Origin of the sequence: Pseudomonas monsensis (genome assembly GCF_014268495.2) — a bacterium.
Lineage (GTDB): Bacteria > Pseudomonadota > Gammaproteobacteria > Pseudomonadales > Pseudomonadaceae > Aquipseudomonas > Aquipseudomonas monsensis.
The window spans coordinates 4,608,434-4,622,862 of the sequence record NZ_CP077087.1 but is presented as its reverse complement, the minus strand read 5'-3'; the positions used below and the strand labels follow the sequence as shown (position 1 = coordinate 4,622,862).

At 59.6% G+C, this 14,429-nt stretch carries 17 protein-coding genes; 9 read left to right on the top strand and 8 right to left on the bottom strand.

What is annotated here, in order from left to right; all coding sequences use genetic code 11:
* Nucleotides 1–78: 78 nt before the first annotated feature.
* A complete protein-coding gene (locus HV782_RS20285; RefSeq protein ID WP_186746438.1) occupies nucleotides 79–1,287 on the top strand; it encodes an ammonium transporter in 1,209 nt (402 codons plus the stop codon).
* Here HV782_RS20285 and HV782_RS20280 read toward each other — a convergent pair.
* Nucleotides 1,284–2,996 (bottom strand): cation:proton antiporter, encoded by a 1,713-nt coding sequence (locus HV782_RS20280; protein WP_186746436.1) that lies wholly within the window; start codon nucleotides 2,994–2,996, stop codon nucleotides 1,284–1,286. The genes HV782_RS20285 and HV782_RS20280 overlap by 4 nt on opposite strands.
* A 208-nt stretch (nucleotides 2,997–3,204) precedes the next feature.
* Here HV782_RS20280 and HV782_RS20275 point away from each other — a divergent pair, with 208 nt between their 5' ends.
* From HV782_RS20275 to HV782_RS20265, 3 genes are all read left to right on the top strand, one after another.
* Complete coding sequence (locus tag HV782_RS20275; protein ID WP_123466486.1) at nucleotides 3,205–3,441, top strand: glutaredoxin family protein; 237 nt, start codon at nucleotides 3,205–3,207, stop codon at nucleotides 3,439–3,441.
* 101 nt (nucleotides 3,442–3,542) lie between these two features.
* Entirely contained in the window at nucleotides 3,543–3,860 is a 318-nt protein-coding gene (locus tag HV782_RS20270; RefSeq protein ID WP_123466484.1) for a transcriptional regulator, read from the top strand.
* A 71-nt stretch (nucleotides 3,861–3,931) separates the two neighbouring features.
* Complete coding sequence (locus HV782_RS20265; protein WP_186746434.1) at nucleotides 3,932–4,822, top strand: pseudouridine synthase; 891 nt, start codon at nucleotides 3,932–3,934, stop codon at nucleotides 4,820–4,822.
* Nucleotides 4,823–4,901: 79 nt separating this feature from the next.
* On the opposite strand, the gene HV782_RS20260 is transcribed toward HV782_RS20265, so the two are convergent.
* Nucleotides 4,902–5,123, bottom strand: a complete 222-nt coding sequence (locus HV782_RS20260; RefSeq protein WP_007908660.1) for a YgdI/YgdR family lipoprotein — start codon at nucleotides 5,121–5,123, stop codon at nucleotides 4,902–4,904.
* 78 nt (nucleotides 5,124–5,201) lie between these two features.
* Complete coding sequence (gene mobA / locus HV782_RS20255; protein ID WP_186746432.1) at nucleotides 5,202–5,804, bottom strand: molybdenum cofactor guanylyltransferase MobA; 603 nt, start codon at nucleotides 5,802–5,804, stop codon at nucleotides 5,202–5,204.
* An 81-nt stretch (nucleotides 5,805–5,885) separates the two neighbouring features.
* Between mobA and moaB the strand changes: the two genes are divergently transcribed.
* A complete protein-coding gene (gene moaB, locus HV782_RS20250) occupies nucleotides 5,886–6,425 on the top strand; it encodes a molybdenum cofactor biosynthesis protein B (RefSeq protein WP_123466480.1) in 540 nt (179 codons plus the stop codon).
* On the top strand, nucleotides 6,409–7,635 hold the full coding sequence (locus HV782_RS20245; protein WP_186746430.1) for a molybdopterin molybdotransferase MoeA: 1,227 nt from the start codon (nucleotides 6,409–6,411) through the stop codon (nucleotides 7,633–7,635). The genes moaB and HV782_RS20245 overlap by 17 nt, the downstream gene beginning before the upstream one ends.
* 61 nt (nucleotides 7,636–7,696) lie before the next feature.
* Here HV782_RS20245 and HV782_RS28650 read toward each other — a convergent pair whose 3' ends face one another.
* On the bottom strand, nucleotides 7,697–8,005 hold the full coding sequence (locus HV782_RS28650) for a hypothetical protein (RefSeq protein ID WP_225931097.1): 309 nt from the start codon (nucleotides 8,003–8,005) through the stop codon (nucleotides 7,697–7,699).
* 314 nt (nucleotides 8,006–8,319) lie between these two features.
* Here HV782_RS28650 and yegS point away from each other — a divergent pair, with 314 nt between their 5' ends.
* Nucleotides 8,320–9,237, top strand: a complete 918-nt coding sequence (gene yegS / locus HV782_RS20235) for a lipid kinase YegS (protein ID WP_128615828.1) — start codon at nucleotides 8,320–8,322, stop codon at nucleotides 9,235–9,237.
* On the opposite strand, the gene HV782_RS20230 is transcribed toward yegS, so the two are convergent.
* From HV782_RS20230 to HV782_RS20220, 3 genes are all read right to left on the bottom strand, one after another.
* Complete coding sequence (locus HV782_RS20230) at nucleotides 9,221–9,880, bottom strand: response regulator (protein ID WP_123466472.1); 660 nt, start codon at nucleotides 9,878–9,880, stop codon at nucleotides 9,221–9,223. The genes yegS and HV782_RS20230 overlap by 17 nt on opposite strands.
* Nucleotides 9,877–10,770 (bottom strand): sensor histidine kinase, encoded by an 894-nt coding sequence (locus HV782_RS20225; protein ID WP_123466469.1) that lies wholly within the window; start codon nucleotides 10,768–10,770, stop codon nucleotides 9,877–9,879. The genes HV782_RS20230 and HV782_RS20225 overlap by 4 nt, the downstream gene beginning before the upstream one ends.
* A 492-nt stretch (nucleotides 10,771–11,262) precedes the next feature.
* Nucleotides 11,263–11,733: a hypothetical protein gene (locus HV782_RS20220; protein WP_123466468.1), complete on the bottom strand. Its 471-nt coding sequence runs from the start codon at nucleotides 11,731–11,733 to the stop codon at nucleotides 11,263–11,265.
* A 453-nt stretch (nucleotides 11,734–12,186) separates the two neighbouring features.
* Between HV782_RS20220 and HV782_RS20215 the strand changes: the two genes are divergently transcribed.
* Nucleotides 12,187–13,122 (top strand): chemotaxis protein CheV, encoded by a 936-nt coding sequence (locus tag HV782_RS20215; RefSeq protein ID WP_003226705.1) that lies wholly within the window; start codon nucleotides 12,187–12,189, stop codon nucleotides 13,120–13,122.
* A 142-nt stretch (nucleotides 13,123–13,264) separates the two neighbouring features.
* The gene (locus HV782_RS20210; protein ID WP_186746428.1) at nucleotides 13,265–14,071 is read left to right on the top strand and encodes an MOSC domain-containing protein; all 807 of its coding nucleotides are present in this window, start codon (nucleotides 13,265–13,267) and stop codon (nucleotides 14,069–14,071) included.
* Nucleotides 14,072–14,141: 70 nt separating this feature from the next.
* Here HV782_RS20210 and ppnP read toward each other — a convergent pair whose 3' ends face one another.
* Nucleotides 14,142–14,426, bottom strand: coding sequence for a pyrimidine/purine nucleoside phosphorylase (gene ppnP, locus HV782_RS20205; RefSeq protein WP_007973461.1), 285 nt, complete (start codon nucleotides 14,424–14,426; stop codon nucleotides 14,142–14,144).
* Between the last annotated feature and the right edge of the window lie 3 nt (nucleotides 14,427–14,429).

Here is a 14,429-nt window from a genome sequence, read left to right as displayed (position 1 = left end):
CGGGCGGTCGCAACTTGGTGCATGAAATGCCCGCATGAACCGCTTTGGTGCTCTTTTTTCCTTCAGGTCTGCCTCTCCATGGAAAATCTGCAAAGTGCTGTGGACACACTGGTGCACAGCTCCAATACATTGTTCATTCTGATCGGTGCGGTGATGGTGCTGGCGATGCACGCCGGTTTCGCTTTTCTGGAGGTCGGTACGGTTCGCCAGAAAAACCAGGTCAACGCGTTGTCGAAAATCCTCAGTGATTTTGCCGTCTCGACCCTGGCCTATTTCTTTATAGGCTATTGGATCTCCTACGGTGTGACGTTCATGCAGCCAGCGGCCGTTTTGAGCGCTGATCATGGGTATGGGCTGGTGAAGTTTTTCTTCCTGCTGACTTTCGCCGCAGCGATCCCGGCGATCATTTCCGGCGGCATCGCCGAGCGTGCCCGGTTTGTTCCCCAGTTGTGTGCCACGGCGTTGATTGTGGCGTTCATCTATCCGTTTTTCGAGGGGATGATCTGGAACGGCAACTACGGCCTGCAAGCCTGGTTGACCGCGCAGTTTGGCGCAGCCTTCCATGATTTCGCCGGTTCCGTGGTGGTGCATGCCATGGGGGGATGGCTGGCGCTGGCAGCGGTGCTGCTGCTCGGCCCGCGCAACGGCCGTTACCGCGATGGAAAACTGGTGGCGTTCGCGCCGTCGAGCATTCCGTTTCTGGCGCTGGGCTCGTGGATTCTGATTGTCGGCTGGTTCGGCTTTAACGTGATGAGTGCGCAGACCCTGCAGGGCGTCAGTGGCCTGGTGGCGGTCAACTCGTTGATGGCAATGGTCGGCGGCACGGTGGCGGCGTTGATCGTCGGACGCAATGACCCGGGTTTCCTGCACAACGGCCCGCTGGCCGGACTGGTGGCGGTTTGCGCGGGCTCCGATCTGATGCATCCGGTCGGCGCGCTGCTGACTGGGGCGATTGCCGGGGCGCTGTTTGTCTGGTGCTTTACCGCCGCGCAGGTGAAATGGCGCATCGACGACGTGCTGGGCGTGTGGCCATTGCACGGTTTGTGCGGGGTGTGGGGCGGCATTGCCTGTGGCATCTTCGGTCAGGCGACGCTTGGCGGTCTGGGCGGTGTCAGCCTGATCAGCCAGTTGATCGGCAGCGCCCTCGGTGTGGCGGTGGCACTGATCGGCGGCTTCGCCGTTTACGGCGTGATCAAGGCGCTGCACGGATTGCGCCTGAGTCAGGAGCAAGAGTATTACGGCGCCGATCTGTCGCTGCACAAAATCGGCGCGGTGAGTCAGGATTAGGTTTCCACATCGTCGGCACCGGGATAAAAACCGTGCAACAGACGGTAGCGACCGATGCGCACCTGATCGACTTTCTCCTGCACCTGATGCGCCGGCAGACCCAGCATGATCAAGGCATGTGAGGCGAGCATCAGGCTCGACTCCAACAGCTCCGGCACCACCTCGGTGGCGCCGGCGGCTTTCAGTTCCGCCCATTGGCTGTCGTCGCGTGTGCGCACCAGAATCGGTACATGGGCGTTGAGCCGGCGTGCTTGCGTGAGGATGCGCAGCGCGACGTCACTCTGGTCCACGGCGATCACCAGCAACCTGGCACGCAGCAGGCCGACGGCGGTGAGTAGATCGCCGCGTGTCGAATCGCCGTAGTGCACGTCGCTGTCCCCGCTTGCGGCTTCCTGAACGCGCACCGGATCGTTGTCCAGCGCAATGTAAGGCTGTTGCGCGTTACGCATGAATCGGCCGATCGACTGGCCGACCCGTCCGTAGCCGCAGATCACCACATGCTTGTCGAGGTCGGCATTGAGCGCACTGATTTCTTCGATCTGCGCTTCCTGATTGGGCTTGCGGTGCAAGGTCGCGGCAATGCGCGGGGCTGCGCGCAGTAACAGCGGCGTCAGTACCATCGAGCAAAAGGTGGTTGCCAGCAGCAGGGCGCCCAACCTGTCGGGCAGCAGGCTGTTTTGTTGCATTTGCGCCATCAGCGCGAAACAGAACTCGCCACCCTGGGCGAGGGCCAGACCACTGCGCCAGGCCGTTTCGCTGTCGCTGCCGCGCCACTTCACCAAAAGGGCCACGACGAGGCCCTTGATCACCATCAAGCCCAAGGTGAGACCGAGGATCAGCAAGCTGTGACTGACGAACAGTTGCAGGTCGATCAGCATGCCGATGCTGACAAAAAACACCCCGAGCAAAATGTCGCGGAAAGGCCGGATGTCCGCCTCGATCTGATGGCGATAATGGCTTTCGCCCAGCAACATGCCGGCGAGAAATGCGCCGAGGGCCGGCGACAGCCCCAGCAGGTGAGTCAGCCAAGCGGTCAGCAGCACGATCACCAGCGCCAGCAGCACGAACAATTCTGCCGAGCGTGACGCCGCCACTTCATGGAAAAGACGCGGCAACAACCAGCGGCTGGCCAGCAGCAGGCCGACAAACAGCAGCACGGTTTTCAACAACGTCAGTGGCAAGGCCCAGTACCACGCCTGAGTGCTGCTGCCAGCGAACACCGGCACCAACGTCAACAGCAGCACCGCGACCACGTCCTGAAACAGCAAGACACCCACGGCGTTCTGCCCGTGGCTGCTGAACACTTCACCGAGGCTGCCAAGTTCCTTGGTGACGATCGCCGTGGAAGACAACGAAAGCCCGGCGCCGAGCAGCAGCGCGGGCGTCGCGGACATGCCCAGCAGCATCAGCAACAGACCGAGCAGCGCCGTACTGATCAGCACCTGCTGACTGCCGAGACGGAATACCACCTGACGCAGGGCAATCATTTTCGACAGAGAGAATTCCAGGCCCAGCGAAAACAGCAGGAACACCACGCCCAGCTCCGCCACATCCGGCAGGTGTTCGCTCTGGTTGACCCAATCGAATGCGCTGGGCCCGACCAGCAAACCCACGCACAGGTAACCCAGCACGGGTGGTAGCCGCAGCCGACGAAACAGGGCAATCACCACGAGGGACGAGGCGAGGATAATCAACAGATTGGCAAACACTGGGCACTCCGATGTCAGGTTTTGACCTCTCAAGCGTAGAGGCAAAAAGTCCGGGAGCATCGTGTAATTGGCTTCTGGGCGAACTGATTTGCGTCAGGGTTTTGCGCGCCAACCCCCTGCAGGAGGGTTGCAGCCTTTGAGCGGCGTTGGCTCGACGGGTTTTCAGGCGCGGCCTAGAATAAGCCCACGAATTTTTGGTTGAGCGATCATGCTTCCTGAATGTCAGTTGTTCGGCACCCTGGGGTGTCATCTGTGCGAAGTCGCGGAATCCATGCTGATGGAGTTCGTCGAGCGCGGTCTGCTGGTGGAACTGGTGGATATCGCTGACGACGAGTCATGGTTTGAGGCCTACAGCCTGCGGATTCCGGTACTGCGCCGGGTCGATACCGGCGCAGAGCTGGGCTGGCCGTTCAGCGCGGATGAAGTCGTGGCCTTCTTGCGTTAATCCTTCACCCCGCTGGTCGCAACGCTTATCCATCCCTTGGCACCTCGCGGCTTATTCGGTTACTGTATGTTCATACAGTAATTGAGTCAGAGGGACGAACCGTGGTCAATGTCGAACAGTTGAAGAACAGCGTGAACCGGATGTCGGTTGACGTGGTGCGCGAGGCCGTCCTCGAGTTGCGCCTTGACGGGCTGGTCACGGAAGGCAAGACGCCGTTCAACAAACTGCATTTCAACACCTGCTTTGCCGAGATCGAAGCCTTGTTTCAGCGGGCCGGGTACCACAAGCAGCTGGATGTGGTCGGCTATCAGGGCTTGCTGTACGCCTTGTATGATCCGGGGCGCTGGGAGGCTGTCGACGTGCTGCGCTGGCTCAAGGAGTTCACGGAGGCGGCTGCGCTCAAAACGATTCCGGCCTGAGGAATCTGCGCTAGGTTCGTGGCCTCTCGTGCTGGATAATGCCGGCCTGCATTGAGGGTTCGAATTTCCGTATGTCCACATCTCCATTTTCCGCTGCGCAGAATCAGGCCAGCACGCTTTATCTGCCGCCTGGTCACTGGCTGACCGTACTCGACTGCCTGTGCGATCACTTCAGCGCCATCGGCCGCGAGCAATGGCTGGACCGGATCGCCCGGGGCCGCGTGCTGGATGGTCAGGGACAGCCGATTGCAGTGGATCTGCCCTACAAGGAAGGCCTGCGGATTCATTACTTTCGCGAAGTGCCGGACGAAAAACCGATTCCGGTGATCGAGTCGATTCTGTATGCCGATAACCATCTGGTGGTCGCCGACAAACCGCATTTCCTGCCGGTGACGCCGGCCGGCGAGTATGTGGAGCAGACATTACTGCGCCGGTTGATCCGACGCCTCGACAATCCCCATCTGGTGCCGCTGCACCGGATCGACCGGCATACGGCGGGACTGGTGATCTTTTCCGCCAATCCGCAGTCCCGTTCTGCTTACCAGTCACTGTTCCCGACGCGGCAGATCGACAAACGCTATGAAGCCATTGCGCCGGCGCTGCCCGGACTGGAATTTCCCCTGATCCATAAAAGTCGCCTGGTCGATGGCGAACCGTTTTTCCGCATGCAGGAAGGGCCGGGCGTCAGCAACACCGAAACAGCGGTTGAGGTGCGTGAGAAAAACGGCGATCTATGGCGTTATGGCCTGTATCCGGTCACTGGCAAGAAGCATCAACTGCGGGTACACATGACCGCGTTGGGGGCGAGTATCTGCAACGATCCGTTTTACCCGGATGTATTGAAAGATGTTGAGGATGACTACGCCAATCCGTTGAAGCTGCTGGCGCAAGGGCTGCGGTTTGTCGACCCGGTGACCGGTGAGCTGCGCGAGTTCGAGAGTCGAATCACCCTGCAGTGGTGATATCACCGGACTTTCCGAGCGCCCATGAAAAAGCCCGCATCGAATGCGGGCTTTTCTGTATCGGGTGTCGACCCGGAGCTTACAGCTCCTTAACGGTACGAACCTGATCCTTGTTGATGCGAGTTTCTTTGCCGTCCAGCTGTTTGAACTCGTAGAAGCCCGAATCATCATCGTATTTCGGGGTGTCGACGGCCTGGATTTCGCGACCGTCATTCAAGGTGATCACTGTTGGCGACGAGCAACCTGCGAGGGTAGCCAGGCCCAGTGCGAGCATGAAAGTGGCGAGGGTCCGTTGAGTCATGAGTGTGTCTCCGAATGGGAATTCTTTTGGTTACTGAGCTTGAGACGTATACAAGGCGTGAGAGTTCCTTGAATGGTGTCAGTCTGACACAGTGTTGTGCGAACTTAACAGTTCAGGGGTGTTGAGGTTGGCCAGCCGCGGGTCATTGTCCGGGCATTGCAACGCGGTGGCACCGAGACCGCGCATCACCCGGCCGGGGCTGCGTTCACCGGCGTTCCAGGCGGTTTCGAAGGCCGGCAGAAGCGCAACCGGAATCACGCAGAGCAAAGGTTCCCAATGTTCATCGTGGCGCAACATTAAAGGTTTTTCAGGTTGCAATTGAGCGGCTTCGCGCATGCTTTGCACGAGTGCCGCGTCGATTCGCGGCACATCGCACGGCAATACCAGCAAATGCGAATGGTGCGCGACTTTCAGGCCGGCACGAATGCCGGCCAGGGGGCCCGGAAAATCGCCTTCGTCATCCACCACCAATTGATCGGCGAACGGTGCGTACCGCTCGCGATTGCGATTGCAGGAAATGATCAAGTCATCGGTCAGATCACGCACCTTGCGCTGCAAATGGGCGATCAAAGGCTCGCCCAGCCACTCGACCAACCCTTTGTCCTGGCCACCCATGCGTTGGCCGCGTCCACCTGCCAGGAGCAGGATGGAGCAGGGCGGCAATTGGGTATTCAGCGTCATGGCAGCTCTCCGGTAGGGCGGCGGGAAATGGGGGCGCTGTGATATAACACCGGGCTGTTTCCCCTACAACTGGACGAGCCTATGAAAGCCAAGGCTGATGTACCTTTCGTGCCGCTCAATATAGCGGTGTTGACGGTCAGCGATACCCGAACTCTGGAAACCGACACTTCAGGCCAGGTCTTCGTCGACCGCTTGACGGCCGCCGGCCATCTTTTGGCCGAACGGGTTCTGCTCAAAGATGATCTCTACAAAATTCGCGCGCAAGTTGCCAACTGGATTGCCGACGACGTTGTGCAGGTGGTGTTGATCACCGGCGGTACCGGTTTTACCGGGCGTGACAGCACGCCGGAAGCCGTTGCCTGTCTGCTCGACAAGCAGGTCGACGGGTTCGGTGAGTTGTTCCGGCAGATTTCGGTGGCGGATATCGGCACCTCGACCGTGCAATCGCGGGCGTTGGCCGGTCTGGCCAATGGCACGCTGGTGTGCTGCCTGCCGGGTTCGACCAACGCGGTGCGTACCGGCTGGGACGGGATTCTGGGTGAGCAACTGGACGCTCGTCACCGTCCGTGCAATTTCGTCACCCACCTGAAGCAGGCGGCGCCTTGTGAATCCCGTGGGTAAGCCGGGCAAGACCGGTAGCTTGCTGCCTGTCGAGGTGGCGTTGGCGCGGTTGCTGGAAATGGCCGAAGCCACGCCCATCACAGAGCATGAGTATTTGCCTCTGGCGCAGGTCGAGGGGCGGGTGCTGGCTGAAGATCTGGTGTCGACCCTCGATTTGCCACCTTGGCCCAACAGTGCGATGGATGGTTATGCCCTCAACCTGGCGGACTGGACGGGGGAAGCCATGCCGGTCAGTCAAAAGGTGTTCGCCGGGCAGGCTCCGCAGCCATTGACCCCGGGGACCTGTGCGCGAATCTTCACGGGCGCACCAGTGCCACCGGGCGCCGATTGCGTGGAAATGCAGGAAAACGCCGAGGTTGGGGCGGATGGTCGCGTACGTTTCATCGAGACAATGGCGGTCGGGCAGAACATTCGTCCGCAAGGCCAGGAAACCACCGTCGGCGAGCTGATCCTGACGGCGGGGACTCGACTCGGCCCGATCGAGCAAGGTCTGTGCGCGTCGCTGGGGCGCGCCGGACTGAACGTCGTGCGCAAGGTACGCGTGGCGGTGATCTCCACCGGCGATGAGTTGGTCGAACCGGGTCAGGCGCTGGGGCCGGGGCAGATTTACAACAGCAATCGGGTGGTGCTCTGCAGTTGGCTGCAGCGCTTGGGCTGTGAGGTGGTCGATGCCGGTATTCTTCCGGATGACCTGGCCGCGACCCGCGCCCGCCTGGGTGAGCTGCAGGATGTCGATCTGATTCTTTCCACCGGCGGCGTATCGGTGGGTGAAGCGGATTTTCTGGGTATCGCCTTGCGCGAAGAGGGTGAACTGGCGCTGTGGAAACTGGCGATCAAGCCCGGCAAGCCCCTGACGTTCGGTCATTTCCGCAACGTGCCGGTCATTGGTCTGCCGGGTAATCCGGCCTCGACGCTGGTGACCTTTGCGTTGTTGACCCGGCCTTATCTGTTGCGACGCCAGGGTGTGCAGGATGTCGAGCCACTCAAGTTCACGGTGCCAGCAGGTTTTGTCTGGCCGATGGCGGGCAGTCGGCGTGAATACCTGCGGGGCCGGCTCGAACAGGGACGGGCGATTATTTATCGCAACCAGAGCTCCGGTGTGCTTCGCAGTGCCGCGTGGGCAGACGGCTTGGTGGAAGTGCTGGAGGGCCGAACGTTGCTTGAAGGCGATGCGGTGGTCTTCATTCCGCTGAGCGACCTTTTGGGGTGACTCCCGCCTTGCAAAGGCAGGCTTCGATGAATATCAGCGAAGCCTGCCACGATTGGCCCGCTCAATGGCTGATCAAGGTTACGAGCTGGTCGAACCGGCTATTGGCTACCCAGCCCAGCAGCGCCAGCACAACAGCGGTTGCTCCCGCCGAGTAGGCCAATCGGTGCTTGATCGTTTTGACGTCACCGCGAACCTCGTCCATGTCCCGCCGAATGTATTTCAGGTGGGTTTCCAGCTCGGTCACACGAGGTTCCATATTCACTTCTCCAGTGGTTCTGGTGTTTTGCCCAAAACCGGATTTGATGTTCGCGTGTTGTTCTTCCAGGCCGGGCACCGAACACACCGGTATTCTCGCCTCAAGGCTTCCCATGGGAAAAACCACCGGCAGTTTCAACGGTACGCTTGCTGACGCTTCCGGCGCTCGAACGCCAGGAGGTATTGGGGGTGTATCCACTCATTAAATGCACATCCGTGTGGTGTTGAATTGAAAATTGATACCGCCTGCGCACGTTGAAGCATTGGTCGAGGTGGGTCAATTAAGCCGATTCCGTATGTTTTGTACGAAAAAATACCGCTGTGTAGGACGCGGTGCTCCGATGGGCGAATTAATTGCGGTGCCTGTGGCTTTTTTGCGTGTCTGAGTGGTCAAGATGTTTCAACCGATTCATTTCAGGGAGTGACGCTATGAGTGAGCGCCGGGCGCTGTTGATTCTGCATGGCAAGCAAGCGTTGAACGAGGCGGTCCGTACCGCCGTCGAGCAAAAGCGCCAACAAGGCTGGGAACTGGCGGTACGTCTGACCTGGGAAGCGGGCGACGCCCAGCGATGGGTCGAGCAGGCGCTGGCGGACGGCTACAGGACGATTATTGCCGGTGGCGGCGACGGCACTTTGCGCGACATCGCCGAGGCCTTGGCGGCGCATCCGGGCAAAGCCAGCCTGGTTCTGCTGCCGCTGGGCACTGCCAACGACTTTTCACGGGCAGCGGGTATTCCGCTGGAGCCGGCCGAGGCGCTTGAACTGCTGGATGTGCCGCCCAGGGATATTGATCTGGGTGAAGTAGGCGGGCAGATTTTTCTCAATATGGCCACCGGCGGTTTCGGCAGCCAGGTGACGGCCAATACCTCGGAGGATCTGAAAAAGGTGCTGGGCGGCGCGGCTTATCTGTTTACCGGTCTGTCGCGTTTCAGTGAGTTGCATGCCGCGTACGGCGAATTGCAGGGCCCCGACTTTCACTGGAGTGGCGAGTTGCTGGCCCTGGGGATCGGCAATGGTCGCCAGGCGGGTGGCGGGCACGTGTTGTGTCCCCAGGCGCTGGTCGACGACGGCTTGCTGGACATCAGCATCCTGCCGGCGCCGCAGGAACTGGTGGGCACCTTGAAAAACCTGCTCAGCGACGGTTTCGGGATCGACAATATGTTTGTCCGCACCCGTTTGCCGTGGGTCGAAATCAAAGTGGCCGAAGGGCTGTACATCAATCTCGATGGCGAGCCGCTGGAGGGCGACAGCATGCGGTTCGAGGCGCGACCGGCAGCGTTGCGCGTGCATTTGCCGGAGCACTCGCCGCTGTTGGGCGGCGTGCCTGCGGTCAGTCGTCCAGACTGATGATCTGTTCACGTACGGCGAACAGCACCAGGCCCGCCACGTCGTAGATCTGCAGGCGCTTCATGATCTGCGAGCGGTGGGTTTCTACCGTTTTGATGCTCAAACCCAGGCCGTTGGCGATTTCCCGCGTGGATTTTCCACGCACGATCAGGCGCAATATTTCCAGCTGTCTGGCGGTCAGGTTGTGCGAGTCGCTGGTTTCCGGCGCCTGCTTCTGATTGCGGGTCAGTGCCTGGTTGATCACCGTGTGGGCGATGGCCGGACTCAGGTAGCGTTCGTTGTTGCGCAACGCTTCCAGCGCGTGTTCGAGTTCGGTGGCCGTGGTGTCCTTGAGCAGGTAGCCGTGGGCGCCGGACTCCAGCGCCTGCATGATCAGGGCGGGGTCGGTGTGCATCGACAGGATCAGCACTTTGCTCTGCGGGCGCACGCGTTTGAGCCGTTGCAGGGCTTCCAGGCCACCGGTTTCTTTCATGGATATATCCAGCAACACGATATCGGGATTCAGTTGCTCGACCATTTCGAGCAACTGCGAGCCGTCATTGGCTTCGCCAATCACCGCGTAACCGGGAATATCCAGCACCAGAGCGCGCACGCCGGCCCTGATCAGCGAGTGGTCATCCACCAGAAGTAAGTTGCAAGTCAACGCATAACCTTATTCGTACTGGCCCGCTCGAGTGCCCGCGGCGCCCAGGGGAAGAGTGCTTCGATTCGAGTGCCTTTGCCAGGCTCACTGCTGACGCTCAGGGTGCCACCCAGTTGCTCGATCCGTTCGGCCATCCCGGCCATGCCGCGTTGTCCTTCTCGCCCGGGATCGACAGCCGGGGCGAACCCCTGACCGTCATCGCTGATCAGCAACGTCAGGCCTTGCGGCAACCGTTGTACACGAATCAGCAGATTTTTCGCCTGGGCGTGACGCAGAATATTGGTGACCGCTTCCTGGGTGATTCGAAAGGCGGCGACCGCCATTTCTTCCGGAATGCCATTGAGCCGCTGCTGGCAATCAAGGCTCCAGTGCACGTTGGTGTTGGCCATGGTCTTGAGCAAGTGCGCACGCAGGCTGGCTTCAAGACCGAGACTGGTCAACTGTCGTGGATTGAGAATGGCCGAAACATCGCGCACTTTGTTCAGCGTTTCTTCCAGGGTGTCGCACAGGGTTGTGCAGTGTTCCTGCAGATCTTCCGGTATTCGCCTTTTCAGCCACTCACTCTGCAGCTTGGCGGCCGTCAGCAATTGACCGATATCGTCGTGCAGTTCGCGACTGAGTCGGTGACGCTCGTTTTCCTGAACTTCCAGCAAGCGGTCGGCGAGTTCCTGTGGCTGGAACTTGATCGATTTGCGCGACAGCCGATATTGCACCCAGACACACGCGGTCGCGGCGAAGTTGAGCAGCAGCAGCCCGACGTGAACGGGCGCGGAAAAACCATAGGTCAGCAGACTGCCAAGCGCTGCCGCGATACACAGTATGAGTGTGAACCGGCGGGCGTTTTCCCGGGAAGGTGGCCATGTGATGATTGACTTGAGGCTGGCGTACATAACGGATGGAGCCAATGGATGTTCGCTGCGGGTAGATCGACCGGTCGCGGGCGGATCTCTGTCTGGAAATACTGTCAATAATGTTATTGGTTTCAACGCGGATCAGTAAGCGAAAGTTGACGGCAAACTTTGCATGATTGTCGATCACTGAAGTCACTGTGCCATTAATTGAAAGCAACTAATGGGCGGCATAATACCACTTAAGATACCGTTGGTCGCGTTTGCTATATATGTCCAATGAGTCAGGAAATACGCCGTGTTGGACGCGAGTTCCATTATGGAAACCCCGTTTAATTGTCTTGCGTGGATATCGCCGGCAGCGCAAGTTGATGGCTTTAGCTGCACACAGGAAAACCCTGAGGTCGCCGGAAAAGATCCGTCTCGGTCAGGCGCAATTATTTAATTCGTTATGTCGCTGGCAGGTATGAACTATTCATTTGCGACATGTGGCATGGCAGTCTCACTGAGCAGCTCAGTGTCTACTCGCGCCGGTCAGGCCTGTCGCTCCGACCAGGAAAGGGGCGCCAAACGTTTGCCCGTCATGGCTGGCTGGAACCGGGTCTGGCCGACCTGGAAGGCAAATGCCTCGATCAGCGAAGCCTGTTCGCTTTCATCGAGGCTCAGCTGGCCGGTGCTCGGATCGACCAGCTCAAGCTGCCAGGCCATCAAGGTCAGGCAGTCCTGCAAGGCTTGCAGCGCCTGTTCGTGCAGGTCGATCTGATCCTGGGCCTGAATGAGCAGATCGTGGATATTCAGGGAAAACTCGGACACCGCCTCAAGCGCCAGGGCCTGGGCCCGGCTCGCGAGTTTGAGCAGCGTGCTGAGCATGCAGTCGATGGCGTCCTTGTCATTGCTGATCAGTTGCAGGTGACTGAGGCATTCTTCGGACTTGGCCAGGAGCGTTTCGGCCTCGACAAGAAATTCGGGGAACCGCTGGGTCCACTCTTTACGGTCGATAGGCATGCTTATCTCCACAACGTCATGTCTGATGAGGGAATGCCGTGTGTGCCGACGATCATGCACCGTCGCGAGATCGCGCCCCACTGCGCAGGTGCACAGATCCGGGGTTTCGAGAGGATGTGTTTCCACTGACCTGCGATCGCACACAATAGCCTGACTCCGTTCATGCAATGAGAATGGCGTCACATTAATGGCTATTGGATATTGCGAACATCAGGTTGGGCCTGATTGTGACTAGGGGAATCCCTTAGGCGCGGGAACCTAACGTGCGAACCGAGGTCGCGCCGTCAGGACTGTAGCAGATGAAATCACGAGAGCCAGTAAAGCATGATGTTAATGTGACATCAATGCCCGGCTGTGGCATTTTGATGGCGAATTTTGCGGGAATCAAGATTCGTTATTTACCGCCGATAACCCTTCTTAGTGAATTCAACAGAACAAGCCCAGGAGTCATTGATGGCCGGCATTCTCGACACGGTAGACCAACGCACGCAACTGGTGGGTGAGAATCGCCTGGAAATTCTCATGTTTCGACTGGCCGGACGCCAATTGTTCGCAATCAACGTGTTCAAGGTGCAGGAAGTCCTGCAACTGCCGAAACTGACCTTGATGCCACAACGTCACCCGTTCGTGTGCGGTGTGGTCAATCTGCGCGGGCAGACCTTGCCGGTGATCGACCTGTCCCAGGCGATCGGCATGCGTCCGTTGGTGCCCGGTCCGAACAGCACGATCATCGTGACCGAGTACAACCGTTCGGTGCAGGCGTTCCTGGTCGGTGGCGTGGACCGCATCGTCAACATGAACTGGGAAGCCATCCTGCCACCGCCGACCAGCGCTGGCCGCCAGCATTACCTGACGGCCATCAGCAAGGTCGACGATCAACTGGTGGAAATCATCGACGTCGAGAAAGTGCTCGCCGAAATCGTCCCGTACAACGCCAAGGTGTCCCGCGACAAACTCGATGATCCGGTGCTGGAGCGCGCCCGTGGCCGTGAAGTGCTGCTGGTGGACGACTCCAACGTGGCGCTCTCGCAATTGCGCGACACCCTCGGCCAGCTCGGGGTGAAAATGCACATTGCCAGCGACGGTCTGAAGGCGCTGAACATGCTCAAGGCCTGGGCTGACACCGGCGTGAACATGACCGACAAATTGCTGATGGTCTTCACCGACGCGGAAATGCCGGAAATGGACGGCTATCGCCTGACCACCGAAATCCGTAACGACCCGCGCCTGCGTGGGCTGTACGTGGTGTTGCACACGTCGCTGTCGGGCAGTTTCAACGACTCGATGGTGAAGAAGGTCGGCTGTGACAACTTCCTCTCCAAATTCCAGCCGGACAAACTGGTCGATGTAGTGCGTCAGCGTCTGATGCTGGATGAAGTGCCGGCCTGATCACACCACCCCACGGCATCCGTAGGCGCTGTCGAGTGAAGCGACGCTGCGCCTGCGTTGTCGTGCAGTGCCCGATCTCAGGCTTTGATTCGCAGATAAAGCTCGTATAGGGTGGCTTTCTTTAGCCACCAGGGAGCTGGCCATGCTGCGTCTGAGCGCGCTTTATCGTTACCCGTTGAAATCCGGCAAGCCCGAGATTCTGCAATCGATTGGCCTGGACAAACTGGGCCTTGAAGGTGACCGCCGCTGGATGCTGGTGGACGAGGCCAGCGGACGGTTCCTGACCCAGCGCGCCGAAGCGAAAATGAGCCAGCTGGCGGCGCTGTGGAATGCGCAGGGCGGGTTGACCCTGAGCGCTCCCGGGCACGCAGCGCTGGAGGTGCCATTGCCTGAGGCTGATTCCGACCTGCGCGGCGTGACCATCTGGCGCGATACCTTGCGCGTTCCGGATGCCGGCGACGAAGCGGCCCGCTGGGTCAGCGAGTTCATTGGCAAACCCACGCGGCTGGTGCAGGTGCCACTGAGTCGCGCTCGCATGACTCAATCCGGTTATGGCCATGAGGACGACCAGGTTGCGTTTGCCGACGGCTTCCCGTTGTTGCTGATCGGTGAGGCGTCGTTGCAGGACCTGGTACAAAAGGTTGGGCGGCCGCTGGAGATGCTGCGTTTCCGACCGAATCTGGTGATCGAGGGCAGCGAGGCGTTCGCCGAGGATGGCTGGAAGCGGATCCGTATCGGTGATGTTGAGTTCCGGGTCGTGAAGCCGTGCTCGCGGTGCATTCTGACCACCATCGATCCGCAGACCGGCGAGCGCAGTGCCGATCGCGAACCGCTGGCGACCTTGCAGAAATACCGTGCCCAGGCCGACGGCGCAATGTTCGGGCAGAATCTGGTCAACGACAGCAACGGTCAGCTGCAAGTCGGAATGCCGGTGGAGATCCTCGAGTAACCGGCCCTGAAATGAAAATGCCCGTGTCCTTGGACACGGGCATTTTTTTGCGCCGGGAAAAACCGCGGTGTCAGCCGCGGTATTCGCACAGGTAAGCGGTGTCGACGGCGACTTTCAGCTGGAACTTGCTGTTGGCCGGAACGTTGAACTGGCTGCCGGCGGCGAAGGTTTCCCAGTCGTTGCTGTCCGGCAGTTTGACCGTCAGAGCGCCGGAAACGACGTGCATGATTTCGCGCTGGCTGGTGCCGAATTCGTATTCGCCCGGGGCCATGACGCCGATGGTCGCCGGACCTTCAGCAGTGCCAAAGGCGATCGACTTGACGGTGCCGTCGAAGTACTCGTTGACTTTAAACATGGG

Bases quoted from the DNA above. Each gene is read 5' to 3' on its own strand.
- mobA (WP_186746432.1), bottom strand. From the start codon at position 5,804: ATGACGCTGAATACCCAATTGCCGCCCTGCTCCATCCTGCTCCTGGCA.
- moaB (WP_123466480.1), top strand. From the start codon at position 5,886: ATGAAAGCCAAGGCTGATGTACCTTTCGTGCCGCTCAATATAGCGGTG.
- HV782_RS20220 (WP_123466468.1), bottom strand. From the start codon at position 11,733: ATGCCTATCGACCGTAAAGAGTGGACCCAGCGGTTCCCCGAATTTCTT.
- HV782_RS20225 (WP_123466469.1), bottom strand. From the start codon at position 10,770: ATGTACGCCAGCCTCAAGTCAATCATCACATGGCCACCTTCCCGGGAA.
- HV782_RS20260 (WP_007908660.1), bottom strand. From the start codon at position 5,123: ATGACTCAACGGACCCTCGCCACTTTCATGCTCGCACTGGGCCTGGCT.
- HV782_RS20275 (WP_123466486.1), top strand. From the start codon at position 3,205: ATGCTTCCTGAATGTCAGTTGTTCGGCACCCTGGGGTGTCATCTGTGC.
- HV782_RS20265 (WP_186746434.1), top strand. From the start codon at position 3,932: ATGTCCACATCTCCATTTTCCGCTGCGCAGAATCAGGCCAGCACGCTT.
- HV782_RS20210 (WP_186746428.1), top strand. From the start codon at position 13,265: ATGCTGCGTCTGAGCGCGCTTTATCGTTACCCGTTGAAATCCGGCAAG.
- ppnP (WP_007973461.1), bottom strand. From the start codon at position 14,426: ATGTTTAAAGTCAACGAGTACTTCGACGGCACCGTCAAGTCGATCGCC.
- HV782_RS20215 (WP_003226705.1), top strand. From the start codon at position 12,187: ATGGCCGGCATTCTCGACACGGTAGACCAACGCACGCAACTGGTGGGT.
- HV782_RS20285 (WP_186746438.1), top strand. From the start codon at position 79: ATGGAAAATCTGCAAAGTGCTGTGGACACACTGGTGCACAGCTCCAAT.
- HV782_RS28650 (WP_225931097.1), bottom strand. From the start codon at position 8,005: ATGGGAAGCCTTGAGGCGAGAATACCGGTGTGTTCGGTGCCCGGCCTG.
- yegS (WP_128615828.1), top strand. From the start codon at position 8,320: ATGAGTGAGCGCCGGGCGCTGTTGATTCTGCATGGCAAGCAAGCGTTG.